Source organism: Halobacteriovorax sp. DPLXC-1 (assembly GCF_036903125.1).
GTDB classification, from domain to species: Bacteria; Bdellovibrionota; Bacteriovoracia; order Bacteriovoracales; family Bacteriovoracaceae; genus Halobacteriovorax_A; species Halobacteriovorax_A vibrionivorans.
On the sequence record NZ_JAYMCO010000002.1, the window covers coordinates 319,202 to 344,451 of the forward strand.

Consider the following 25,250-nt stretch of genomic DNA (forward strand, 5'->3'; position numbering starts at 1 on the left):
AGACATACTCAGAATACAGAGACAATGCACAGCATTAATCCGTGTTTATTTTGGTTTAGTCTCATTTAGGCCCATATATCCCTCATAATCCCTCTCTCTTATTTTGGGCCTAGGTGTAACGGAGGCCGTAATTCTTCGGCCTCCCTTTTATCAACTACTTACAATTATTATTTAGCATATTTTGTGATCAATTTTTTCACAATGCATGTAGTTTTTCCAAAAAGCCCCTATTTAAGCCTCATTTCGATAATATTGCATAAATGGTCGAACCAGTTCTTACTTGAACGAATGGCATAGTAATTGCATCAAGTATTGGACTTAATTCATTTTCAGGACGAAGAAAAGGAGCCAAAGTGACACTAAATAAGTGTATGTCATTAATTTTACTATCGGCAGTTGCAACATCAGCGGTGGCGCAAAGTAGTACCGGTAGCATCGAAAGTGTCAAAAAAGGACCTAATACGGCCAAAAGTTGGACAGCTAGAATAGACTCAACAGTTTATCGTGACCTTCTAAAGACATCAGAAGCGGACCATACAAGTGGTATGACTAATTCATTTCGCTTTAGTTACGCAACAGATATTGGAAGCTTTACATTTAAAACATCAATGAGTAAGAGCTTTGTTGATGAAAGAAAATCAAATATCAATGATTCATCTTTCTCATATTCAAGAAAAGCTGCAAGACCATTTGAAGGAGTTGTTTCATTTGGAAGTATCTCAGCAGGTATACCAACAAGTAAGGTTTCAAGAAGAGCAACTAACCTAAGAACAAAGCTTTCAATAAGTGAAGGCCTTTCAATCTCAGACAGTGTGACGAGAGTAAAAAACTTATCAGCACTTTTGATCTTAGCTGCTTCAAAGAACTTTCACGAGTATAAGACATCACTTTATGGTACATCGAATACTTCATATTCTGTGTCTTCGATTGCGTACTTAACATATTCATTTACTGACTCGTTTTACTTAAGTCTTGGTGGAACATATGCCAAGGGTTGGACTTACGAAAATAATACAAAAGACCTCTATTCATTTTCACAATCAATGGGATATAGCTTCTCGCCTACTTATAACTTAGAAGTTGGGCATGAGTTCGGAGGAACTCCTCTTTCACCAGATGGGAAAGATGTTGAGATCGACCTATTTGATGAAAGAGAGTCATCAGTATACGCAACACTAACAATAAAAATATAGAAGAAAGAAATACACAAGAAGGACAAATGGTTAATAAAACAAAGGTAGAAAACAAAATGAAAATCAAAAAACAAAAAAGATTTGGAATGCTAAAAGGTATTACACATGCTTTAGCAATGGCCACAATCCTTTCAGGGTGTGCAAAAACACTACCGGACAAAGAGCCAGACTACGCTTACGAAGAGTACAGAACTAATAACTCTGTAACGGCAGCTAAAATTATTGTTGAATCTAGTGCAATTGCTACTCAGGAAGAACTTGCAAAAAATAACATCAGTACAGAGATGATTGATGCAAGTGTTGGTAGTGAAGCAAAAGAGCTATACTCAACAAAAATCGTTAGCTCTAACGATAAGCAATACAATGTACTTGTAAAAGACCTTCTTATCTTCTCTGAAAAACCAGGAGAAAAGTTTGAGATTACATTTGACCTTACGACAAACTACCTAGTTGCATACCTTTCACCAGTTGAAGGAGACGTTAAATCTTTTAGTGCATCAAACAAAGTAATTAGAGATGTACTTCCTGTTAAGGCTTCTTCTTTAAAGCGAATCCCTATTTTTCAATATGGAGTCGACTTTTATGAGAGAGAAAATAGAAAGAATGACCTTGAAGAAAAAACAAGACACATACAATATGTTGAAAGAGATCGTTCTGAGTCAAGTCACTTTAAAGTAGACTATCTTGTTAAGAACAGAACTTATACTGGCGTTTTTGGTATGGACCAAAAAGAGATTTCTACAATCTATCGTCGAAATAAAATAGAAAATGATGTTTTCACTGTAGCAGATCTTGAAGCGAGGCTTTTTAACAACAAAGATGCTTTCACAAGATCTGAAATTGACGGTCGTGTATTTGAAGACAAAGACCTTATAAAAGTAATCATTGATGATAAAACATCAAAAGCATACTTTGCTAGAGTTATTAATAGATCAGAACTTACTGACAATGAAGCAGAGCTTGCTAGAGCAGAAAAATACAATGTTCTATTCACAAAGTGTGATGCTGAAACTGCAAAAAGAGTAAAAGCACCACTTGCAGACTGTTTCTTAAGATCAGAGATTTCAGAATCAATTAAATACGTTAAGTTCAAATATGATCTAGATGAGAACGATGAAGTCCTAGCTGAAACAAAAGTATCAACAAGTACAGATGCTGAAGGCGCTAAATTTATCCAATTAGAAAAAGACTCAAAGCCAGAAGTTGTTTTTCCACAGGATATTAAAGAAGAGCTAAGTACAGCATGGCTTTCACTAGAAAAATTTAAAAATCAAACATTTACGTTTAGAAGAGTACTAGAAGATGCTCCAAATATCTTTAACTATACATTTGCTGGATCAAAATCAGCTTGGCACGTTGAAATTGTAAAATTTGATTTCGAAAAAGATAGAGTTGCAATTAGAAGAAGCGCTCCTCTACTAGACAAAACAGGTACAAGCGATCTTGATACTGAAATTCTATTAGAATTTGAAGCTGAGTATTATAGAAAAAGTCAAAATGACAATGGTGGGATTGTATACGTTCCATCACACCATAATGATGAAAGAGCTTTTGCTGTAGTTAACCTTAAAAATGACAAGGTTAAAAATGTACAAACAGCTCTTGACCCATACCTTATGAGTGCATGTACAAGTGGAGTTATTCCTGGTCTTACAGAAGTAAAGAATATCTCTCAAGTAGTTGATGGGAAAGACAATGTACTTAACTGGTCAACTCAAAAGACTTATAAGAAAGGTAATGAATTTAACTGTGCAGACTATGGTGGAGATTACCTAGGTCCACAAAACGAAACTCTTACTTTCAAAGAAAGAACAACTTTCATGAAGTATGAGCACAAGTATAATAAGCCAGAGCAAGACTTATCATATGAAGTTCAAAAGAAATTCAACTTTGGTCTATTCACAGGTTCTAAACTAGTTCCAAAAGGATATACTGAACAAACAAACGACTTTGACACTTCAGTTGGCCTACCAATGGTTTTTGATATCAAAAACGGTAAGACAATTGAATACGTCCTTACAGGTATCCCTTCAAATGAATACGATTCAGAAGGTAACCTTGTTAAGAAACTGACAAAGACAGAGTTAGACCTTAGAAATAAGATCATCCTATCTTCTAAGAAAGTTATTAATGACATCAACACTGGTTTCAGACGCGCTTTCAAAGGAACGCAGTACGAAGGTCGTGGTGATGTTATTACACTAAAAATTGAAAAAGATGGTTCTATTCCAGCAGGAACAAAGAACTACACAGTTGATTATACTCTTGATGGGCAAGAACAATCAGTAACGATTGAAGTTGTTGAAAAAGCTCACCTTGGTGATCTACAACGTAACCACATTTACTGGGTACAAAAAGCGACTTCAAGCCCAATCATTGGCCTTGGTGGTCCATCATTTAACCCGGTTAATGGTATCGTAGAATCAGCTTCTGTTTACCTTTATGGTGGAAACATGAAATCATCAATTGATTGGATGATTGAAAAGGCAAAAGCAGAGAAAAACTTTGTTAAGAATATGACTCCTTCAAGACAGCTTAAGCAATTAGTTGCTGAGTCAAATAAAGCAGCTATTCAAAAAGCACTTGATGAGCACAATGCAAAAACACAACAATCAACTCAGCCATCAACTGATGGAACAGATGTTGAAGTAGAAGGTGAAGTTGCGACACAAGATGCGAAACAAGAAAATATTGTTTCACACCGTCACGGTATCGCTCACCATAAGTTAAAATCGAACCTACTTAATAAGATTAAGGTTCCAAATATTAACTCTCGTATGTCATCAATTAAGGATGCACATCGTCTTATGAAGGCAGACTTTGCTGCAACTTCATATGACAAAGATGAAGTATTTGAAAGATTTCCAAGAGCTAAGAAAGCAGAAGGTCTAAAGGCCCATAAAGCTTGGAAAGCGATTGCAAAGCAAGATGAAGTTGCTCTTCAAGAAGCACTTCACGGAGAGAACTCTCCAGAAGCAATCAGTGCAAAAATCCTACACTCAATGGAATACAGAAATGGTGTAAAGACACCAGTATGTAACCACCAAACTGCAGACTTTGCATTGAGCAACCTTGCTAAGAACTACGATGTTCTAGAGATGGCAAAAACTGACGAAGGTAAGAATGACATCCTAATCGATATCTGGATGCCAACACTTGCACACGAAATTGGCCACAACCTTGGTCTACGTCACAACTTTGTTGGATCATTTGATAAGAAGAACTGGCTATTCCCAGGTGAAAAAGAATCTAAGAGAACTTCTTCATCTGTTATGGACTACACGATTGATGATCATGCAACTTATGATGGACTAGCTCCATATGATGTATATGCTCTACGTGCAGCTTACGCTGGAATGGTTGAACTTGAAGGAACTTCAAATGAGAAGAAAACTTCAACAACAATTAATGGTAAAGAAGTTAAAGTAACTTCAGTAGAATCAGAATTTGAATCAGGGCTTTACTACCACCTTGTTAAAATCCAAGATGTATTAGATGCATTGACAGATGAATCAGGTAACCCTGCTGCAATTTCAAAGCATACATTAATGGCCGAGGCAGGTCTTAAGAGAATTAGATTCTGTTCAGATGAAGATGCTGGCCAGTCGCCACAATGTCAAAGACATGACTATGGATCATCTTTTGAAGAAATCGTTGATTATGAAATCAAAGATTACCGTCTAATGTATGAGTATATTTACTTCCCTGGAAAGCGTAAGCAATTCTACGGTGGAGCTGCATTTGGTTGGTTAATGAATAAGTTCTACAAATTAAGAATGATGAATGAAGAGATCTTCTACCATCTAATTCTTTCTCCAGAGCTTTATGATCCAAGTGTTGATCAAGTTGCTCACGATGCGACAACTAATGACTTAGTAAATGGAACAATTAAATCACTATTCTTCCTACAGTCTGTTGTAGCTACTCCAGATATCGCACCAGGTGCAGGACTGGATACTGAAGCACAAAGAAATAAGCGTTTCGTACAAACAATCGTTCCTTCTCAAACGAAAGTAACGGCAGAAGACGGAACACAAATTGATGTTCAAACGCAAAAAGCAATGGTTGTTGAAACGAAATGGAATGACTCTTACTCACTAGATGCTGACTCTTACAGAGCTAAGAACCGTGGTGTTGAATGGGATAAAGCAGCTGCTCTAGTTGCACTATCTGAGTCTGAATCATACTCTTACAAGTATCGTTCAAACTCATTAAGAATTCCATACCAGTTACTTGAGCAATACCTATTTGGTATCGATATTGAAAACTCAATTGCTCAATCAACAATGACTGAAGTTCTATCCGGACAAGTTACACCACTTGTATACGATCCAGACACAGGAAGAAACGTACCTCTTACTAATGGAGCGTTTACTGTAGCAGTTGATGAAGTTGAAACGAACTACGCTGCAATCGGTGGTCTAATTTACGGACATATCGATACATTTGAGCAAACAGCAAACCCTGCTAGAGCATTCTGGGTAAAACATATTGCTCAAAGTGACCTAGTGACTAGAAATGTTGAAGTTGAAGGTCAAATGTATGAAGTTGCTGAAGACTTTGTGGCAGAAAAAACAAACCACAGAGAAGCTTATGTTCCATATGCAACTGATTCATATGTAGCAGGTAATATCATTCAAAAAGCTAGTATCATGCAATTAATTTCGCATGATGATAGATGGGACTCATTATTTAAAGAATGGGAACAGGCCCACATTTCAGCTCTAGAGCTTATTAAAACTGAGCCAGCTGAAGCAGCAACAGTAGAGTCAATGAACTTCCAAAAAGGAGAACTTGAAGCTGCAGCCGCAATTGGCGATACACAAACGATCCTAGCAGAACTAGAAAAATACTTTGCACAAGTACTTGCTGTATCTCAGTCATCTAACCAAGAGACTAAGATTGAAGGTATCAAGGCACAAAGAGATCTTCTAAAGAAAGCTGGTAGCTACTTCATCTCTGCAAAGTTTGCAGGACTAATGAATGAGCTAGGTTTACAAAATGTAACGATCGATACGATTAACCAAGTTGTAAGTAGAGCAATTGTTCCAATCGTACAGAATGTAGAATTCTGTCGATTATCAGACAACTACTGTCAAACAATTGATTTAGTACAAATGGGAAGTAGAAGCAATAAGAATGCTTACCTAAATAATAAGCTTACTAATACTTTAAACAACTTCTCAATGCCATCTATCAACGATGATGGTCAGGTTGAGTTATTTGCTCCGGTAATCACAAAGATTATCCAAGGGATGAATGCCAATGAGAATGTTAAGTTTGGAGATGTTTTTGCTAGAGAAGCAAATGAAGGAACTCTACAAGGAACATTACAAATGGATCAGTTAATTGGTGATGCGATTAGTGAAGCTAGAATTACTAAAGATGTTAATAGCTTCTACGGAGATATGAAGAGAAACGTAAAGCTTCTTGGTTCATACTTTAGAATGATAAACGGAATGGAAGGTAAATAACCTAACAAACCGACTACCAATAAATTTGTTCTTTAATTAGGCCCCACCTGTCCAGTGGGGCCTTTTTTGTTTGCGGCATCCGCAGGAGCGGATGAAGCAATACAACCCAGAGGCGACCACGAAGGGAGCCTTCGGGTAACCAATTATGTATATTCTACATCTCTTCTCATTGAATAAAAATTTATGCACAAAGAACAGGAGCGGATGAAGCAATACAACCCAGAGGCGAAAATGCACAAATCCCTAAAATAACTAAATTCTTAAATTTTCCTAATAAAAATATAACTTTTCACCATGCGACATTTTAATAATCAATTGTTAAATTGGTTACAGAAGGGTTTCATAACAGAATTAGTTTTGGAGTTTTTATCAAATTAGATCGTTTCAACTATTTTTACCCGAAACAACTTATACAGCTGAAAGGACAAGCTGCTGTTGAAAAAACATACGAAGCCAGAATAATCACATTCATTTTACTAAGTGTTTTATTCACTTCTTTTACATCTCTTATTTTATTTTTATCCTTATTTAATCTTCCAAAAATCTACCCCTATAGTGCAGCACTCATTTCAACATTAAGCCTCTGTTCCATATACATTTATAAGAAACACAACAAAATACTTGCTGCACAGGCCCTACTCCTATTTCTTCAACTTGGTGTGATAAATATATTCGCCTTGATAACACAGTCTCACGCATGGTCTTTATTGATATGGTCTTACCTATTATTTTTAACATCAAATAAGATCATCAAGTTTACGATACCATTTTTAGGATTTTTAACTAACATAATTACTATTAGCTACTTTTGTTACTACGCAGCACCACTTGATGATTTCCAATATAAGACAATTCACTTTCTTGGAAATATATTACTTCCCTCAGTCCTCTACATCATACTTATGACTTATAAGAAAATTATCGACAGTGATAAATACAAACAATTAAAACTACAACAACAAAAAGATACCATTTCTAAAATGATCATTACTCTTAGTCATGAAATTAATAACCCACTGGCAATTGTAAAAATGTGTTTAACACGACTCGAAAATGAGCGTTCACAGGACCTAATAGAAAGATGTGATAAGAACCTAGAGCGTATTATCGAAATTAATCGTCTTATCAAAGACCTTCAGGATTTTGATGAAGTTAAATATGGTGAAAGAAGTACCATGTATGACATCTTTAAGAGGATAGAAATCGATAGGAATGGAAAGTTTAAAAGACAGGAGGGTGATTTATTAAATTAGATATTTCAAAATATATTTACCCAAAATCAATCCATCAATATGAAGGTTTTGAAAGGATTGAAAAATTACATGAAGCAAGACTCGTTTTGTTTACAAATACATCATTATTTCTCATTTCAATTATTCTAGGCTATCTGATATTTAGTCAGCACGGACAGATTAAAACTGATAATGTAGGAGTAATTTTAATATTTCCATTAACAGCTCTAGCCTACTATCAATATGTAAAACACGATAATAAAACATATTTTGAATTTGTCTTGATAGCAGTTTGTTTAATACATCTTAATTTGCGCGCAATAGCTCTAGGAGCAAGAGCGTGGCTTTTACTGCCTTGGGCCTTAACAGGTTTCACTATAACCGCATACACTGCTGGTCAGAAGAAGGCATTAATCGCCTTAATAACAAATATCGTTATTATGTCTTATTGCTCATATATGCGAGTCGATTATATTGAGGATATTACCTTTCTAAGTATGTTATTTATAAATATCATTATCCCATCATTCGTAATGGGATCTATCGTCTACTTTAAAAATCTTATAGAAGAACAAAGGGCAAAAGAATCCTCGATCTATCATAAAAGAGAAGTTACATCAAAAATGATCTATGTACTTTCTAGTGAAATAAATGATCCACTTATGGTAGCAAAACTTAGCCTCAAACGTTTCAAGGAATCTCATAATCCAGACTTTTTAAAAAAGTGTAATCAAAGTGTTGATCGAATAACTGCAATATTAAAAAAAGTAAGACGAATAAAGAACTACAAACAAGTACAAACAAAGTTCAATAAAGAACAACTCAAAACACTAGTAACAAAAGAAAAAAGTAAACTTGCAAGAAATCAAAATGATAATCATCAACTTAAATAATAAAAAAGGCCCTCAAATAAGAGGGCCTTGTATATATTGAAAAAGTTTTAAATATTAAATTATGCTTTTTCGAACTTGATAACTTCAGTTGGACAAGCTTCAGCAGCTTCAAGAATCAGAAGTCCATTATCAAGAGGAGCATCTGGACGAATAATACAATTTGTATCAGTTACTTCGAATACTTCTGGGTAAATACCTTCACAAGCATTACAAACGATACAACCCTCTTCAATCCAAACTTTAGATACTGCAAAGTTCTCTTGAGCAGCAGCATCTCCACCACCGTTACCAGCGAACTCACCAGCAAATTGTGGGTTAGCAGAAATTCTTAATCCTACTGGGATATTTCCTTCAGGAATAGGATCTGCAATAAATGAACGAGAAGTTTGATGATAAAACTTCTTAGGCTTCTCATATCCAAACTCTCCATTAAACTCTTCGACAGTCTGAGTTGCTCCACGATAAGCTTCAATAAACTTACGCGCCTTCATTTGACGTGATTGAGTAATACCTTCTTTAGACTTAATCTCAACTTCAACAGTTGCAGAGTCTAGGTTTTCAATATCTAAAATATCTTTGAAAGCAGGTCCAAATTTAACTTCTACTGCGAAGTCTGAGTCTTGTGCAGCATAATCACTTGAAACTGTTACCTGTGTTTTCTTACCAAATGGGTTAAATAATCTAACCACAACATGGTTAAACTTTGCTGGCTCTCTTGAATTATTCCAACGGTAACCGAAAGCAAAGCTCTCATCATCAGAAGCTTTTAATACATCTAATTTTGACTTTCCAAATAGAAAGAAAAAAGCACCTGAAAGAAGGCTTAAAATACCAAGTTGGACAATCATCCCTGTTACAACTAATAATGCAATAGCTAGTGCAATTAAAGTAGTATTCACTTTATCTCCTTAAATTCCTTATATATTTTTCCAAAGTATAGCATGATTTAAAATTATTCGTCTAAGGAATTACATATAGTTAAATCGATTTTATCTAACGCAGCAGGACTAAAACCGACTTTTACCTTTAGTTTTCCTTCATCAATGGCCCCAAGGCCAAGTGTTTGATTATTTGATCTGACCCAATATAGGCCATCCGTCTCATTCTCTCTCTTTATCGTCATTCCGTTAGCAAAACTAAGGGCATCCTTATCATCTAGCTCAAGTAACTGAAAATTGATTAAATCAGTGATAGGTTGAGCATGATTCAATAAAAACTCTCGAAAATCAAAATCATCATCATTAAAAATATCAAGTTTAATTGAGCCATCGAGATCAATACCAGCTGAGTTTGTTCTTCTTAGCTCCTCAAGTGCTCCTCGTGTTCCAAGCTTAATGGCCAGATCATCAAAGAGAACTCTTATATACGTTCCTGAAGAGACGCTAACACGAAAGATAACAGTATCCCCTTCAAAGCTTAGAAGCTCTATATCGTGGATATGACGCTCTACAGGAGGCTTTTCGATGATGATGCCTTCTCTTGCCCATTCATGTAGAGGCTTACCTTCATGCTTTGTGGCCGAAAAGGCCGGTGGGCTTTGCATATAAGGCCCTACAAATGATTCCAAGGCGTCTTTTACGTTTTCATAAGACAGTGGCGGAATCTCAACCCTTTCCATCGTGCCATCTTCAGTATCAAAATCACCAGTTGGCGATAAGAAGCCAAGGCGTCCTGAAGCGATATACTCTTTAGTTGAAACTTGAGTGTATTGATTTAAACGAGTAGCTGGACCAATTCCAATAACCATGAGTCCGGTAGCAAATGGATCGAGTGTTCCAAAATGGCCAATCTTTCCAATATTCTTAGGGAGCTTTCTTTTAAACTGTCTAATAACGTCAAAGGAAGTTATTCCCTTAGGCTTATCGACCTTAAAAAAGAAAGGCCCAAAAATTGGGCCTTTAAACTTTCGTGCCATATTAGTATGACTTTCCTTTTTCTTTTTCTGACTTAAGCAGCTGTTCAATTTCTTGCTCGTCTTCAAATTGCGAGTCATAAACAGCAGTTAGAGATGGAGTGTGTCTAACCTTAAGTGTTTTTGCCAAATGAGTTCTCATTTTACCTAAAGCTGACTCCATTGCTTTTGCAATATCACCTCTTCGAGAAGGATCAAATGTATCCCAGTAAAGAGTTGCTACTGAGAAGTCTGGATTCATTTCAACTTTAGTTACTGAACAATAAGTGAATGCACTATTATCCAGACCTGTACGCAATAACTTATTGACTTCATTTTTTATCTGCTCTTCGTATTGCAGTTTTTTATTATTGCTACTCATGGCCTATCTCCAATATTAAAGAATCGGTGACTCAGACGTCATAACGTCTTCAAGTTTACGTTTCTTCTCTTTCATTTGGTATGCTTCAAATAGGTCGCCAACTTTAATATCATTATAGTTTTCAAGACCTACACCACACTCGTAACCATTCTTAACTTCTTTAACGTCATCTTTGAAACGTTTAAGAGAAGACATTTTACCATCAAACATGATCTTACCTTCTCTAAGAAGACGAACATTACATCCAACCATGATCTTACCGTCAACGACAACAGAACCTGCAATTGTACCAATTTTTGGAACAGAGAATGTATCGCGAACTTCTGCACGACCGATATACTCTTCAGTATATTCAGGATCAAGAAGACCTTCGACTGCAAGTTTAACATCATTGATTAGTTCATAGATGATTGAGTATGTTTTAATATCAACACCATACTGCTCAGAAAGTTTTCTAGCAGATGTTGCTGGTCTCATATTAAATCCAATGACAAATGCCCCAGAAGTATTAGCAAGTTCAATGTCAGAGTCACTAATTTGTCCAACTCCACCACGAATTACCTTAACTTCAACTTCAGGATTTGAAATTGACTCTAGTGCAGTTTTAATAGCTTCGTATGAACCTTGTACATCTGCTCTAATGATAAGATTAAGATCTTTTGTTTGACCTTCTTCACCAGCTGCCGTTGCAAAGAAGTCCTCAAGAGAAACCTTAGGTCCTTGAGTCGTCGCAGCAGCTTCAATTCTGATGCGCTCATCAATTCTATTTTGTGCAATCTTCTTTGCTTCTCTTTCATTTTTAACAACGTTTAGAACGTCACCTGGAGCCGGAGCCTCACTTAGACCAAGGATTTGAACAGGAGTTGATGGCCCAGCTTTTGGAAGCTGATTACCTCTGTGGTCAGTTAAACTTCTAGCTCTACCAAAAGTTTCACCTACTACAATTGAATCACCTTTTTTAAGCGTTCCTTTTTCAACAAGTACAGTTGCAACAGGTCCACGGCCATGCTCAATTCTAGACTCAACAACAACGGCTTCTGCAACACCTTTTGGATCTGCACGAAGCTCAAGAATTTCAGCTTGTAGAGCAAGTGCTTCTAGAAGTTCATCAATTCCTTCACCTTTAAGAGCTGAGATATTACAGAATTGAGTATCTCCACCCCATTCTTCAGGTGTAATACTGTATTCAGTTAACGCTTGCTTGATACGATCTGGATTAGCTCCTTCACGGTCCATTTTGTTAACTGCTACAATTAAAGGCTTTCCAGCACTTTGAATATATTTAATCGATTCAACAGTCTGTGGCATAACACCATCATCTGCTGCAACAATTAGAATAACGATATCTGTGATATCTGCACCACGTTGTCTCATTGCTCCAAAGGCCGCGTGACCAGGAGTATCTAAGAACGTTAGTTTAGAATCTTTAACATCAACTGAATATGCACCAATGTGCTGAGTGATACCACCAGCTTCACCGTCTGCAATTTTCGCGTTTCTAATACAATCAAGAAGAGTTGTTTTACCGTGATCAACGTGACCCATGATAGTAACAACAGGAGCACGAAGTGGAAGTTTACTAACTTCTTCTTCAGAAAGTTCTTCTTTACCGATAACTGCATCTTCATCAAATGACTGATCTTCTACACGATAATCATAAAGCGCAGCGATTTGACCTGCTAATTTTAGACCGATGTAATCACCATTTCTAACAAGTAGGTTTAGATCAAGACACTTATCGATCATATCTTTTAGCTTAATTGATAACTTTTTAGCTAATTGCTCAGCATAAGCTCCACCATGAAGCTTAATAACTCTTTTTGATTCTTTAACTTCTGTTATCTCAGTTGACTTAGAAGGACCTGAATATTGTCTCTTCCTCTTAACTTGAGTATACATTGGACGGCCTGAGCCTTGAAGAGCAGCATATGACTTAAGCTCAGTTGTAGCACGTTCTTCATTAAGGGCTTGAGAACGATTAACATTCTTCTTAGCACTTAACATAGAAGCAAGACCACTTAGCCTACTACTTTTAGCGTCCTTCTTACCAGTAACACCTTTTGTACCAGGACCAGCTTTCGCATTAATGTCGTCTTCTGGCTTCTCTTCAGCTTTTTTAGCTTCACGAGTCTTTCTAGCTGCAGCTTTCTCTTTATCTTCTTTAGTAGGCGCTGAAACAATTCTTAAACCAAATGGTTTACCATCAACACCTTTGTCACTTTCTTTCTCTTTTGAAGAAGTCTCTTTTTCAACTTTCTTCTCTTGAGCTTCTGTTTCATCTTTCGATTCAGCAGCTTTAGGTTCTTCAGAGCTTTTTTCAGCAACCTTAGTTTCTTTTGCCTCAACTACCTTCTCAGGTTTTTCTGCAGAAGCTTCAGCAACATGTACTGTAGTTGTCTCTTCAGTGCTTTCATCAACAGATGGTGTTGCCTCAGATGATTTTGAAGAAGCCTTACGACGAACAACTGTTTTCTTCTTACGAGTTACAGTTTTCTTTGCCGGCTTATCTTCACCGTCTTCTTCGTCTTTACTAGCTGCTTTCTTACGAACAGTAGTCTTCTTAGCAGTCTTCTTCTTGGCCTTTTTCTTCTTTGTTACCTTCTTCTTTGCTGGAGCATCTTCGCTCTTAGCACTAGCGCCGGCTAACTCTTGCCACTTTGTGATATCATCGTCCGATAATACCGACATGTGGTTTCTTACGTTAAAGCCATGGGCTTTCAGTTCCTCAACAAGATCGAGAGGCTTCTTTCCGATTTCATTGGCCAATTCAAATATTTTCTTAGGCATTTTGTCTCCGTAGTATGACTACAATTTTATAAATTATTTAATTTTAAATGCAGCTAATTCTTCTCTTAGTCTTCTCTCAGCTTCATTAAATTTATCAGAGCCTTCTTCTGATTCCTCACCAGACTCTTTATTTATGATACCTAGGTATCTTGGTACTGCTGATGCAGATACCAGCTCTTCTTCACCTTCAGGTTGAAGTTCAATTGTTCCTTCTTCAACAAGCTTTGCTGCTTCATCAATTGCCGCTTGAGCAGCAGCTTCATCAACACCAGTCATTGAAGCGATTTCGCTTGCAGGTGTTGCCATGAAGTCACCAATTGCCATGATGCTATTTTGAACAAGTACTTGCGCCATTGCATCTGAAACAGATGGAATTTGAAGTAAGTTTTCAACGGCCTTATTAACTTTCTCTTGAAGTTTTGTTTTAGAGATAATGTTAATATTGTATCCCGATAACATCGCTGCAAGGCGAACGTTTTGACCACGTCTACCAATTGCAAGAGATAGTTGATCTTCTTCAACGATCACATCCATTGATTTAGAGTCATGATCAATTGAGATATTTTCAATTTCAGATGGTGCAAGTGCTGCAATAGCAAATGTTGCTAGGTCATCGTTCCATCTTACGATATCAATTTTTTCACCTTGAAGTTCGTTAACGATATTTTGAACACGAGATCCCTTCATACCAACACATGCACCAACAGGGTCGATATCTTTATCAACTGATTGTACAGCAATCTTCGCTCTCTGACCTGGCTCACGTGCAGCAGACTTAACTTCGATTGTTCCATCTTGAATCTCAGGTACTTCTACTTCAAATAGCTTAACTAAGAACATTGGAGATGTACGAGAAAGTCTAATTTCAGGACCTCTGTTCGTCATCACAACTTCAGTTAAGTATGCTTGAATTCTATCACCTGGATTAAATTGTTCACCTGGGATAATTTCTCTTCTTGAAAGAACTGCATCGGCCTTACCAAGGTCAACGATGATATTCCCTCTTTCATATCTTCTAGCGATACCAGTTACTAGATCACCTTCTCTGTGCTTGAACTCAGAGAATAGAATTTCTCTTTCAGCATCACGTACTTTTTGCATAATAATTTGACGAGCAGTTTGAACATCAACACGAGTAAAATTAGGGTTTTCAATTTTAATACCTAATTGATCTCCTACCTCTACGTCTTCATCTAATTCTCTTGCATCAGAAAGATTAATCTCAATAATTGGATCTCTTACATCTTCAACAACATTCTTATATTGAAAAATCTCTACATCGTCATCATCGTCATTGTAACGAGTTTCATATTCACCTTGAATTCCAAACTTCTTTCTAGCTGTTACTAAGAAAGCTTGCTCAATAGCGTTTACGATAATTGCTTTATCGATTCCACGGTCTTTACCTAATACATCAATAATTTTACCTAATTCTGAGAAACTCATTTTTTCACCTCAATAGTTACACTTCTGGTTCAAGTGCTACCTTATTAATATCATTTAAATTTAATTTTAAATCAAAGTCACTGTCGAGATTAACTTCTATATAGTCATCTCCAACATCATTTAAAACACATAAAACTTTCTTAGTATTGGCCGTTTTTTTATCAAAGTTCTCACCTTGAAATAAGTCACCAAACTTCTTATTTAATTCAACGAGAATTCTTTGTCCCTTACTTAAGTCAAAGTGTTCTCTTGTTTTAATTTTACGAAACATTCCAGGAGAAGATACTTCTAAGACAATATCATCTGGTATCCAGTCAGCACTCTCCATAGGCTCACTAAAAGCACGATCAACTGCCACACAATCTTCGATCACTGCAGTATTCGTTTCTTTATTCATTATATAAACGCGTAAAGTTTTTGAACCTTTTATATATTCCATATCGTAAAGGTAGTAACCAGCTTCACTTACAATAGCTTGTGAAAGCTCGTAAAACTTCTTCTCTATACCTTTATATTCAACATTTAAATTCATTAAAATGTGCCTATTAATAAAAAAAAAGGGTAGCACTAATAAGTCTACCCGATTATATCTTGTTAAAAATTTAACTAATCGTTATTTACCCAGATTTTAAAAAAAATTATTCTAAATTTCTAAGTACCTATTAATTATCAGACATTTTGAAATCTTGTCAAGGTTTGTCACAATCCTGAACGCCCTGCATTATTACGGCCGAATTACCATTTTGATAAAACCGCTTTTTTATATGAATCTGTTTAAGGCCCATTTTTTGATAAAATCCAATCGCACCATCATTATTCTCCTCTACTTCAAGGTATATATGAGGTTTACTGAAGCCTAACTCTACTGATGCGACGTGGCACATTTGCTTAAATAAGGCCAAAGCTAACTTACGACGTCGGAATTTTTCATCGACAACGATCTTATAGAGATGGCAGAAATCTGGAGAAGACAGTTCAAATACACATAAAGATATAATTTCTTTTTTATTATTTTCTAAGGATTCTTGCCACAAGCAAACAATATTTCTTGAAGAACTTGCAAGCTCTTTCCAAACTTTCTTAGACCATGACCATTTAAAATGATCAGATTCAAAGTCTGATAACTTATCAACCATCTGTTCATCTAATTTGGCCAAGTATTCGAATTGTATTTTCATATTTCGACTACCTAGACCTTACAGAAATAGACGTGACTGAATATCTTTCAATATATGCGTACGGTAACTTGTTGACCTTTTCACAAGGCTTTCTGGAGTTATTATGTCTTTATTATTAATGAATGATTTATAGCGCTTTGCAAGCTCAAGATTTGTATTAAAGATTTGCTCGACAGTTTTTCTATAAGCCTTAGGAACCTTGCATTTTTCAAACTTCGGTGTTGATAAAAACTCATGCTCCAAGCTTAACAACTTCCCTATAAGCATTATCTTTTTAATTCTTTGTATTTGAGAGTCATTTGGTACCAGTGGAGCGGCTTCTACACCTTCCTGAGTTGAAAGTTTTCCAACTAATTCATTAAAATAATCTTTGTTCTTATTTTCATCTATAGAGCATTTTGAATACTGATACGCTTTTAAGAGGAAATTGGCTTCCTTGGTAAAATATATTTTACCATTTATAGAGAAAAGGGCCCTTTCTCGAAGGGCCCATGTATTTGTCATAAAAAAAATTGAAATATAAATTAAAAATCGCATCTATCTTAAACTGGAGAACTGATATCAACGTTTGCCACGGCTTTACCAGCAGTAAGCTTAGTCTCCATTTGATAGCGAATCTTAACATCTGGATTGAAAGTATATCCGTCTTTTCCGCGAATAATATACTTTCTCTTCGTATTACTATTATCTTTAGGTTCAATTAACTTTCTTAGACGAGAAATCGAAGTATAGATAAGCTTATCGTGAATTAATGGATTGTACTCATCTTTCCAAATCTCTCTCGCAAGATCTTCTTTATCAAAGAAACTTCCGCGATTCTTAGCTAATAAGAATAGAATCTCTAGAAGAACAAAACGATGTTTGAAATCAATTACACCAATATTCTTCTCTTTTACTTTTCTATTGTTACGATCAAGGTAAATATCAACACTTGAATCATTAACTTCATGAATCTCGGCATCAAGAACATTTGTTAGACGCTTAAATGTCGTCGAATCAACTGCTTGCTTTGCTAGGTTATAATAAAGAGTTGCTCTATCGTAATCACCTTTAACTTTTTGAACTTGTCCAATTCCTAAAAGAATATATCCGTATAGGTTCCAGCACTTCTTATTTTGAAGCGTAATATTTGCAAGATTAAAATGTTTTAAAGACGCTTCAATATTACCTGTGGCCATATGAATTTTTCCATATGTCATATGCATTGAACCACCTAAATACTCTTTATTAATAATTTTTAAAAGATTATCTAGTTGTCCCATATACTCGAGAGAAAGTTCAAATTGACCTCTGTTAAATGCATTATTTGCTAAAGCTAATAAGCATTTAGAGTGAAGATCAGGATCATTTTCCTCTTTAGACTTATTATAAGATAAGTCTAGGTCTTGATATGCTCCATCAAAGTCAGTTCGATATGACTTGATAAGACCTGAATAATAGAAGTATTCAGCTGATAGGCTTCCTAGATTCTCTTGAAGGTCATTAACAATGGCCTCACTATGTGAAATATATTTTTCGGCTTTTTCATCCTCTAATTTCTCGGCCGCAATACGAATGAGAAAACTTAGAATTTTTAAAACACGGTAATTATCCTGAGGACATTCAGCACAATCGATAGCTTTAAGAAAGTTTACTTCCGCCTTGTTAAGATCGGCCTTATCATAGTGAAGCTTACCAAGCTGGTAGTAAGCCTTTCCGACTTCTAGCTTAGTTAAATTATCTTGAGTTGGAATTAGCCCTTCACCAGAACCGACGAAGCCTAGAACATCTAAACTTGCTGATTCTTTTTGATTACTTGTTCCAGATTCTTGTCCCCCGACAATCTGCATATTTAACTCCCTATCGATTAATTTTCACGTTATTTGCTGTGAGAATTTTGTGGAATCTTACCACAACAAGTTCATATCATGTCATCATGCTACAAGTCAAAACAGTTCATTTTCATTAAAATATTTACACTCAAAATATTGATGAACCCTTTAATTATTTGATATTATGTGCATTTAAAGGACAAATTTTAGGCTTATTTACGGAGATTCAATGGCCAAATACGATTTAGATACTATTAGACACTCAAGCGCTCACCTTATGGCCCAAGCAATTTCAAGACTTTACCCAGATTCTAAAGTTCAATTTGGGGTTGGACCTGTTATTGAAAACGGTTTTTACTACGATATTTTAATGGATCAAACCCTTGGTGAAGATGATCTACCTAAAATAGAAGATATGATGAAAACCATCATTAAAGAGAAGCTTCCTATTGAAAGAAAGGTTATGAGTCGCTCTGAGGCTATCGATTTCTTTAAATCAGAAGGTCAAGATTTAAAAATAGAATTAGTAGAGGCCATACCTGAAGATGAAGAAGTTAGTTGTTACACTCAAGGTGAATTCATTGACTTATGTCGAGGACCACACGTTGAAAATACAGCAGATCTACCACAAGGCTTTAAATTACTAAGTATCGCAGGTGCATACTGGCGTGGTGATGAAAAGCGTGAAGTTATGCAAAGAATCTATGCAGCCTGCTTCATGGATCGCAAACAACTTAAGCAACACCTTATGATGCTTGAAGAAGCAAAAAAGCGTGACCATAGAAAATTAGGAAAAGAATTACAATTATTCCACTTTGAGCCTGTTGCTCCAGGTGCACCGTTTTTCATGCCTAAAGGTGCAATCATTGTAAATGAACTCACAAATTATATTAGAAGACTTTATCGTCTTTATGAATATGACGAAGTTATCACACCTCAAATCCTAGATAGTGAACTATGGCATACATCTGGTCACTACGAACATTATAAAGATGATATGTTCTTTTCTAAGATTGATGAGCGTGAGTATGCAGTAAAACCAATGAACTGCCCATGTCACATGCTAATGTATAAGCATTACAAGTATAGCTACCGTGACTTACCTCTTCGCTATGCTGACTTTGGCCGTCTACATAGAAATGAAAAAGCCGGGGCCCTTGCAGGTCTAACTCGCGTACGTTCATTCTGCCAAGATGACGCTCATATCTTCCTAGCACTTGAGCAGGTTCAAGAAGAAATTCAAAAGACAATGAAGATGATCTTCACTGCTTATGAATTATTTGGTTTTGATGACATTACAGTTAACTTATCAACTCGTCCTGAAAAGAAGGCCGGGGATGATAAGACATGGGATATAGCAGAGAATGCTCTTGAAGAAGCTTTAAAGAACTCTGGACATAAATACGTTATCAAAGAAGGTGACGGCGCATTTTATGGACCAAAGATCGATATTGAAGTAGCAGATGCAATTGGGCGAAAGTGGCAATTGGGTACGATTCAACTTGATTTCCAACTACCAGACCGATTTGACTTGAAATTTACAACAAGTGATGGCGGCGAAGAAAGACCAGTTGTAATCCACCGTGCCCTACTAGGATCTCTTGAAAGATTCTTTGGTGTATTCACAGAACACGTTGCTGGTGCATTCCCTTTTTGGATGGCACCAGAGCAAATTGTAATCGTTCCTGTAAATGAAGATGCGCATGGACAAGCAGCTAAAGAGCTTAAAGACATGCTCTTTGCTGAAGGTTATCGTGTAAGAGTTGATGATAGAAATGAAACAATGGGATACAAGACTCGCCAAATTCAAAAAGCAAAAGTTCCATTTATGTTTGTTCTTGGTGATCGTGAAATTGAAAACAAAGCTGTTTCAGTTCGTAAGCATGGTTCAAAGAAGTCATTTAACTGGTCTCATGAAGAGATGCTAGAAAAATTAAAAATGCTTGATAGCGAAAAATACCCTAAGGCATAAGCCTTAGGGGTCTTTTATATTTATTAAAGAGAAGGTTCCATGGAAAGGAAGAACGTCTTAATCATCTGCGGAGGTGGCTCCTCAGAACATGAAGTTTCATTGAGGTCAGCTCAATATATTAAAGACCAAGTGAGTCTCATAAAAGAACTCAATCCAATCGTTGTTGAAATGGACAAGGATGCTAATCTAACCCTTAACGGAAATAAAGTTAGCTTAAACGGACAAATTTTAGAAACAGCAACTGAGCGCCCTTATATCAATTACGTTATTCCAGTCATACACGGCCCTCCTGGCGAAACAGGTGAAATTCAATGCTATCTAGAGATGCATAAGCTTCCTTATTTAGGACCTCGTCATGAAGGCAGTAGTATTTGTTTTAATAAAGTCACAACAAAGTTGTGGTTTGATCTACTGGGGATAAACAATGCTCCATGGAAAGCAATACACAGAGGTCTACCTTTTGAGTTATCAGAAATCAAAGAGTTCTTTAAAGAATCAAATAATGATGTCTTTATAAAGGCTGCTAGCCAAGGGTCATCTGTTGGTTGCTATCACGTTACAACGTCTAGTGAGATTGAAACAAAACTTAATGAAGCGTTAAAATATAGTGACGATGTGCTCATAGAAAAAACACTCAAAGGCAGAGAGCTTGAAATTGCTGTATTTGAACAAGATGGAAACCTCCATGCATCAAGGCCAGGTGAAATTATAAATGATGATGATAAGTTCTATGATTATCAACAAAAATATAGTGATGATTCTCACGCTAAAACATTAGTTGAAGCTCAAGACCTAACAAGTGAACAAATTGCTAAGATGCAAAATATCGCTAAAACAGCATTTAAGTGTCTTAAGCTTAGACATTTATCAAGAATTGATTTCTTCTTAAGTGATGGAGAAATATACTTAAATGAGATTAATACATTTCCTGGTATGACAAGTATTTCGATGTTTCCGAAGATGCTAGAAAATACTGGACTGAAATTTAGTGATTTTTTAAAAGAGAAAATACTTAAAGAAACGAGATAATTAAATCAAGGTTAATATATGGAAGTAAAACTAATAAGTAGTAAAAGTCATGAACACGCAAAGAAGAAATTATCATCTATGTATCAAGATAATTTCACCCCAGCAGAAAAGAAGGAATATATTCCTGCACATAATTTTTCTCAAGGGCCCTACTTTGCAATGGAAACGGATAAAGAAGGTCATCCTGAATACTTATTAGATGCTGCATCACAAATTGCAACCTTAGGACTAGGCTTTAATGCAACTCCACTCTTTGGAACATTAATGCACCAGAGTGCCTGGACAGGAAATTATCAAGATTCAACATTTTTAGAGATTGCGCATTCTTTTGAAAAGCTACTTCAAAGTAAGGCATCAAATAAGAAGTTAAAGGCCGTTTATGTTAATTCAGGAGCTGAGGCCAATGAAACAGCGCTTATAATGGCCTATAAAAGTAGATACAACAAAGATGCAAAGAAGATTATGGCCTTTGAAGGTAGTTTCCATGGGCGTTTTCTCTCAACTCTTTTTTCAACATGGAACCCTTCCAAAAGAGAACCATATCAAATACCAGGACATGAAACGACTTTTATTAAATACCCGGAAACAAAGAGCGACAACTTTATCCTTGAACTAGATAATGAATGGTTAAAGCTTTGGGAAAACCCATACGCAAAAGACTTTGATACAAAATTAGATAAATTTAAATCAAATGCTGATGACTTACTAAAAAGTGAAATTGACTCACTAGAAGAGTTAAAACAAGCATTCCAAAGCGGTGAACATTTTGCAATTCTAGTAGAACCAATGCAATGTGAAGGTGGAGACCGCTACTCGACAAATCGTTTCCACAATGCACTTAACTTACTTGCAAAGTCATATAAAGTAGCAGTCATCTACGATGAAGTACAGACAGGTTTTCACCTAGGACTGGACTTCTTCTGGCATCGTACATTTAACCTTAAAGACTCCCAAGGTAAACAACTCAATCCAGAATTCATCACTTGTGCTAAAAAGGCACAAAGTGGAATTGTCTTAACAGAAAATCCATTATGGCTTAATAATGAATTCCAAACATCTTCAGTAATTCGTGGCTACTATCAGGCGATAGCTCTTGACCAAAATCGACTTAAGATTAAAGAGATCCAGGATTATACAAAGGAAAAGCTATCTAAACTAGTAAGTGAATGGGAACAATTATCTGCTCCACGTTGCTTTGGACTTGCATTTGCTTTTGACTTATCAAACAAAGACGATATTCCTGCATTTATTAAAAACAGATTTGACCTAGGTCTTCTCTACTATCAAGCAGGTGAAAACACGCTAAGATTTAGATTAAATACTGCATGGACATTTACTGATATTGACTACTTATTTAATGCTATTGATGAGATTGCTAAACGTGTTTATAAGGGTGAACATAATCAGATCGAATTCAAAACGAAGAAAGAAGTTAATATCCAAAATGAATATAAGTGGCATGAACAACTTATTAAATCTCTACAAGGTAAACTTGATACAAAAGAAGCAAAAAGTTTCTCAAATGAATTCTTCAAGGACACTTTCAACGCTACCCTGATTGATATTGATAAGGATAACTTCAAAAAGTATAAAGGCCAAATTGAAGAGATACAAAAAGCTATCTATGAACCAACAAGACAAACAGAGATAGAGAAGTTTGAGAAAATAGCGAAATGCGATGACTCTCTGGCCATAGGGCTTCTCTCTGAAGATGAAGAATTAATAGGTATTTCTTTTGCAGGAAAAATCTCACACTTTCCACACGAAAGTGGACTAAGACTATTAAAACACTTCAATAATCCAAAAGCACTTTATATGCTAGATACAACGATTGTAAAAAAGCGCCAAACAAACGGCATGGGAAAATATCTAAAGTATGCCCTTTCAACAATTGCAGCATCTTCAGGCTTTGAATATATTTATGGAAGAAATAGAGATATTCACGCAGGCGCCATGCTTTCAATAAATTGCTCACTTGGTGCAATTATTGAGACCATTCTTGAAGAAAACTATCTAGATGATGTAGATTTTAGAGATGTCATCATTTACCGTCAAAACCTTAAGTGGAATAACGAAAATGTAAAACTATCATCTTCACCTATATTAAACACTCCCTCATTTAATGATATGGGAACATTAGTTAACAAAGTATGCCTATCTAATTTTATTGATGAAAGCTTCATGAGTAATATGAAACACTTTAAAGCGATTGCACCAAAAGAGCTCCAACATTTCTTTAGTGCTAGTGGACATAGCGAGTGTGTGGATAAGATATATAAATCAATTCTAATAAAGAACGGAAAAAAGAGAACAAAAGTACTTTCTCTTGATAATGACTATTTTGGTAAACAAAGCTTTATGTCAGCGACACTATCAGGAAAAATAGACTTCTATCCAAATGCTAAGGCGCAAAGCTTAGCGGATCTAAAAGAAGAACTTGATAAGGGAGAATACCTCGCTCTTTTCATTGGTGATCGTCTAGAAGAGTTTTCGACACAAGAGCTTATTGAAATAATTGAATATTCTCACAAAAATGCAACAAAAGTTGTATTTAACGAGAGTGTTTATTTTCATAAGAACAAAAAAATGCTTAGTGCTGAAAACGGGATTACTCCAGATGCGAGCTATATCCACTTTGGAGGTCAGATAGGACTTTGCATGTTAAAAGATGAAGTCTATGAATCAAAGCCATTAATGATGATTTCTACTTGGGATGGAGATGCATATGCCTTGGCCCAAGCCTATCAATACTTAACATCAAACACACCTAAGAAAGAATTCAAATGTTTTGAGGACATCTCTTATGAATTTGGCCTTAAGGCACCAAGCGATTTTGGCAACTCAGGAAAATGGTTCTTCACATGTTAACAGACTTAAATCTACCAATTTTTAAGTATGAGAGTTCTGACCCATACGAAAATGGACTACAGCATGGGAAGGCTTACAAAGAGGCAATCAAAGAACTTGTTAAAATTAGAACAAACTTACTTTTAAAGAGGTCTCCTCACCTAGAAAATAAACTTGATGAATTTGCAAAGGAACAATTTCGTTTTACGAAAGATTTCTCAAATGATTTGGCCCTTGAGCTTGAAGGAATAGCAGAAGGGTGTGAATGCTCATTAACAGACATTATCATCTTAAATAACTATACAGACTTTCGTGATATCCAATTACCAGATGAAGGATGCACAGCAATCTCTTATATCGGAGATGATATAAGCCTCGCAGGCCAAACTTGGGATATGCACCAAAGCGCAAAGAACTACTTGATGATAATTGAGGTTCACAATGAATCAACGCAAACAAAAGAAATAATCTACACAGTATGTGGTTGCCTCGGGCTTATGGCAATGAATAGCTACGCTCAATTTGTTGGTGTCAATAATATAAATGTGGTGGATGGTGAAAATGGTATTATCTGGCCTGCATTGATAAGAAAGTTGTCGACATTAAAGACTCAAAATGAAGTAATCGATACCCTAATGAACGCAAAAGTTACTTCAGGTCATAATTATTTAATAAGTGATGGCAGTAATGCCTACAATTATGAAATTACTCCTACTGTTAAAGAGATTGTGCCTCCACAATCTAAAGAAATAATCTTTCATACAAATCATTGCCTTAATGAGAGAATCATAAGTGTTGAAGACAAGAAAAATATAAGTAAAACAACACATAAGCGATATGAACTTGCAAAGAAATACGCAAAACAAATTACAACAGAGAAGGCCATGTTTGACTTTTTAACATCTCATGATGGCCACCCTATTTCAATTTGTTCACACTTTAGCCCAGAAGGTGCCAACGATCCTTCACAAACTTGTGGTGGAGCACTCTATAATTATAAAACACAAATGCTAAAAATATGGCGAGGCTGTCGAGAATACGATGACAATTATCGCTACGTAGAAATACCTCTACCACTTGTGGATACGAAATAGGTCACAAGAAAAAAAGTGAGA

At 36.0% G+C, this 25,250-nt stretch carries 17 protein-coding genes; 8 read left to right on the top strand and 9 right to left on the bottom strand.

What is annotated here, in order from left to right; all coding sequences use genetic code 11:
- The first annotated feature begins 353 nt into the window (after positions 1 to 353).
- From VCM44_RS09745 to VCM44_RS09760, 4 genes are all read left to right on the top strand, one after another.
- Positions 354 to 1,193, top strand: a complete 840-nt coding sequence (locus tag VCM44_RS09745) for a hypothetical protein (protein WP_115363892.1) — start codon at positions 354 to 356, stop codon at positions 1,191 to 1,193.
- Positions 1,194 to 1,219: 26 nt separating this feature from the next.
- Positions 1,220 to 6,667 (top strand): zinc-dependent metalloprotease, encoded by a 5,448-nt coding sequence (locus VCM44_RS09750; protein WP_334678690.1) that lies wholly within the window; start codon positions 1,220 to 1,222, stop codon positions 6,665 to 6,667.
- Positions 6,668 to 7,326: 659 nt separating this feature from the next.
- Positions 7,327 to 7,920 carry a histidine kinase dimerization/phospho-acceptor domain-containing protein gene (locus tag VCM44_RS09755; protein WP_334678691.1) on the top strand — a complete coding sequence of 198 codons (594 nt, stop codon included), beginning with the start codon at positions 7,327 to 7,329 and terminating at the stop codon, positions 7,918 to 7,920.
- 86 nt (positions 7,921 to 8,006) lie between these two features.
- Positions 8,007 to 8,792 carry a hypothetical protein gene (locus tag VCM44_RS09760; RefSeq protein WP_334678692.1) on the top strand — a complete coding sequence of 262 codons (786 nt, stop codon included), beginning with the start codon at positions 8,007 to 8,009 and terminating at the stop codon, positions 8,790 to 8,792.
- 59 nt (positions 8,793 to 8,851) lie between these two features.
- Here VCM44_RS09760 and VCM44_RS09765 read toward each other — a convergent pair whose 3' ends face one another.
- The 9 genes from VCM44_RS09765 to VCM44_RS09805 all read right to left on the bottom strand — a co-directional run bounded on the left by VCM44_RS09765 (position 8,852) and on the right by VCM44_RS09805 (position 18,305).
- A complete protein-coding gene (locus tag VCM44_RS09765) occupies positions 8,852 to 9,691 on the bottom strand; it encodes a ferredoxin (protein WP_199506676.1) in 840 nt (279 codons plus the stop codon).
- Between the two features lie 53 nt (positions 9,692 to 9,744).
- Complete coding sequence (gene truB / locus VCM44_RS09770) at positions 9,745 to 10,707, bottom strand: tRNA pseudouridine(55) synthase TruB (RefSeq protein ID WP_334678693.1); 963 nt, start codon at positions 10,705 to 10,707, stop codon at positions 9,745 to 9,747.
- Between the two features lies 1 nt (position 10,708).
- Positions 10,709 to 11,065 carry a 30S ribosome-binding factor RbfA gene (rbfA, locus tag VCM44_RS09775; protein ID WP_115363901.1) on the bottom strand — a complete coding sequence of 119 codons (357 nt, stop codon included), beginning with the start codon at positions 11,063 to 11,065 and terminating at the stop codon, positions 10,709 to 10,711.
- A 15-nt stretch (positions 11,066 to 11,080) separates the two neighbouring features.
- The gene (gene infB, locus VCM44_RS09780) at positions 11,081 to 13,852 is read right to left on the bottom strand and encodes a translation initiation factor IF-2 (RefSeq protein WP_334678694.1); all 2,772 of its coding nucleotides are present in this window, start codon (positions 13,850 to 13,852) and stop codon (positions 11,081 to 11,083) included.
- A 33-nt stretch (positions 13,853 to 13,885) separates the two neighbouring features.
- The gene (nusA, locus tag VCM44_RS09785; RefSeq protein WP_115363905.1) at positions 13,886 to 15,298 is read right to left on the bottom strand and encodes a transcription termination factor NusA; all 1,413 of its coding nucleotides are present in this window, start codon (positions 15,296 to 15,298) and stop codon (positions 13,886 to 13,888) included.
- Between the two features lie 16 nt (positions 15,299 to 15,314).
- On the bottom strand, positions 15,315 to 15,830 hold the full coding sequence (gene rimP, locus VCM44_RS09790) for a ribosome maturation factor RimP (protein ID WP_115363906.1): 516 nt from the start codon (positions 15,828 to 15,830) through the stop codon (positions 15,315 to 15,317).
- A 157-nt stretch (positions 15,831 to 15,987) separates the two neighbouring features.
- A complete protein-coding gene (locus tag VCM44_RS09795; protein WP_334678695.1) occupies positions 15,988 to 16,476 on the bottom strand; it encodes a GNAT family N-acetyltransferase in 489 nt (162 codons plus the stop codon).
- An 18-nt stretch (positions 16,477 to 16,494) separates the two neighbouring features.
- Positions 16,495 to 16,980 (bottom strand): hypothetical protein, encoded by a 486-nt coding sequence (locus VCM44_RS09800; RefSeq protein WP_334678696.1) that lies wholly within the window; start codon positions 16,978 to 16,980, stop codon positions 16,495 to 16,497.
- Between the two features lie 38 nt (positions 16,981 to 17,018).
- Positions 17,019 to 18,305 carry a helix-turn-helix domain-containing protein gene (locus tag VCM44_RS09805; protein ID WP_115363912.1) on the bottom strand — a complete coding sequence of 429 codons (1,287 nt, stop codon included), beginning with the start codon at positions 18,303 to 18,305 and terminating at the stop codon, positions 17,019 to 17,021.
- Between the two features lie 211 nt (positions 18,306 to 18,516).
- Between VCM44_RS09805 and thrS the strand changes: the two genes are divergently transcribed.
- The 4 genes from thrS to VCM44_RS09825 are packed head-to-tail and all read left to right on the top strand — an operon-like array spanning position 18,517 to position 25,229.
- Entirely contained in the window at positions 18,517 to 20,259 is a 1,743-nt protein-coding gene (gene thrS, locus VCM44_RS09810; RefSeq protein WP_115363914.1) for a threonine--tRNA ligase, read from the top strand.
- Between the two features lie 39 nt (positions 20,260 to 20,298).
- Complete coding sequence (locus VCM44_RS09815; RefSeq protein ID WP_334678697.1) at positions 20,299 to 21,288, top strand: D-alanine--D-alanine ligase; 990 nt, start codon at positions 20,299 to 20,301, stop codon at positions 21,286 to 21,288.
- An 18-nt stretch (positions 21,289 to 21,306) separates the two neighbouring features.
- Positions 21,307 to 24,156, top strand: a complete 2,850-nt coding sequence (locus tag VCM44_RS09820; RefSeq protein ID WP_334678698.1) for an aminotransferase class III-fold pyridoxal phosphate-dependent enzyme — start codon at positions 21,307 to 21,309, stop codon at positions 24,154 to 24,156.
- Positions 24,150 to 25,229, top strand: a complete 1,080-nt coding sequence (locus VCM44_RS09825) for a C45 family peptidase (RefSeq protein WP_334678699.1) — start codon at positions 24,150 to 24,152, stop codon at positions 25,227 to 25,229. Before VCM44_RS09820 ends, VCM44_RS09825 begins: the two co-directional genes overlap by 7 nt.
- The last annotated feature ends 21 nt before the right edge of the window (positions 25,230 to 25,250 follow it).

Coding starts and splice junctions, on each gene's coding strand:
- VCM44_RS09750 (WP_334678690.1), top strand. CDS start 1,220: ATGGTTAATAAAACAAAGGTAGAAAACAAAATGAAAATCAAAAAACAA.
- truB (WP_334678693.1), bottom strand. CDS start 10,707: ATGGCACGAAAGTTTAAAGGCCCAATTTTTGGGCCTTTCTTTTTTAAG.
- rbfA (WP_115363901.1), bottom strand. CDS start 11,065: ATGAGTAGCAATAATAAAAAACTGCAATACGAAGAGCAGATAAAAAAT.
- infB (WP_334678694.1), bottom strand. CDS start 13,852: ATGCCTAAGAAAATATTTGAATTGGCCAATGAAATCGGAAAGAAGCCT.
- nusA (WP_115363905.1), bottom strand. CDS start 15,298: ATGAGTTTCTCAGAATTAGGTAAAATTATTGATGTATTAGGTAAAGAC.
- rimP (WP_115363906.1), bottom strand. CDS start 15,830: ATGAATTTAAATGTTGAATATAAAGGTATAGAGAAGAAGTTTTACGAG.
- VCM44_RS09795 (WP_334678695.1), bottom strand. CDS start 16,476: ATGAAAATACAATTCGAATACTTGGCCAAATTAGATGAACAGATGGTT.
- VCM44_RS09800 (WP_334678696.1), bottom strand. CDS start 16,980: ATGACAAATACATGGGCCCTTCGAGAAAGGGCCCTTTTCTCTATAAAT.
- VCM44_RS09805 (WP_115363912.1), bottom strand. CDS start 18,305: ATGCAGATTGTCGGGGGACAAGAATCTGGAACAAGTAATCAAAAAGAA.
- thrS (WP_115363914.1), top strand. CDS start 18,517: ATGGCCAAATACGATTTAGATACTATTAGACACTCAAGCGCTCACCTT.
- VCM44_RS09815 (WP_334678697.1), top strand. CDS start 20,299: ATGGAAAGGAAGAACGTCTTAATCATCTGCGGAGGTGGCTCCTCAGAA.
- VCM44_RS09820 (WP_334678698.1), top strand. CDS start 21,307: ATGGAAGTAAAACTAATAAGTAGTAAAAGTCATGAACACGCAAAGAAG.
- VCM44_RS09825 (WP_334678699.1), top strand. CDS start 24,150: ATGTTAACAGACTTAAATCTACCAATTTTTAAGTATGAGAGTTCTGAC.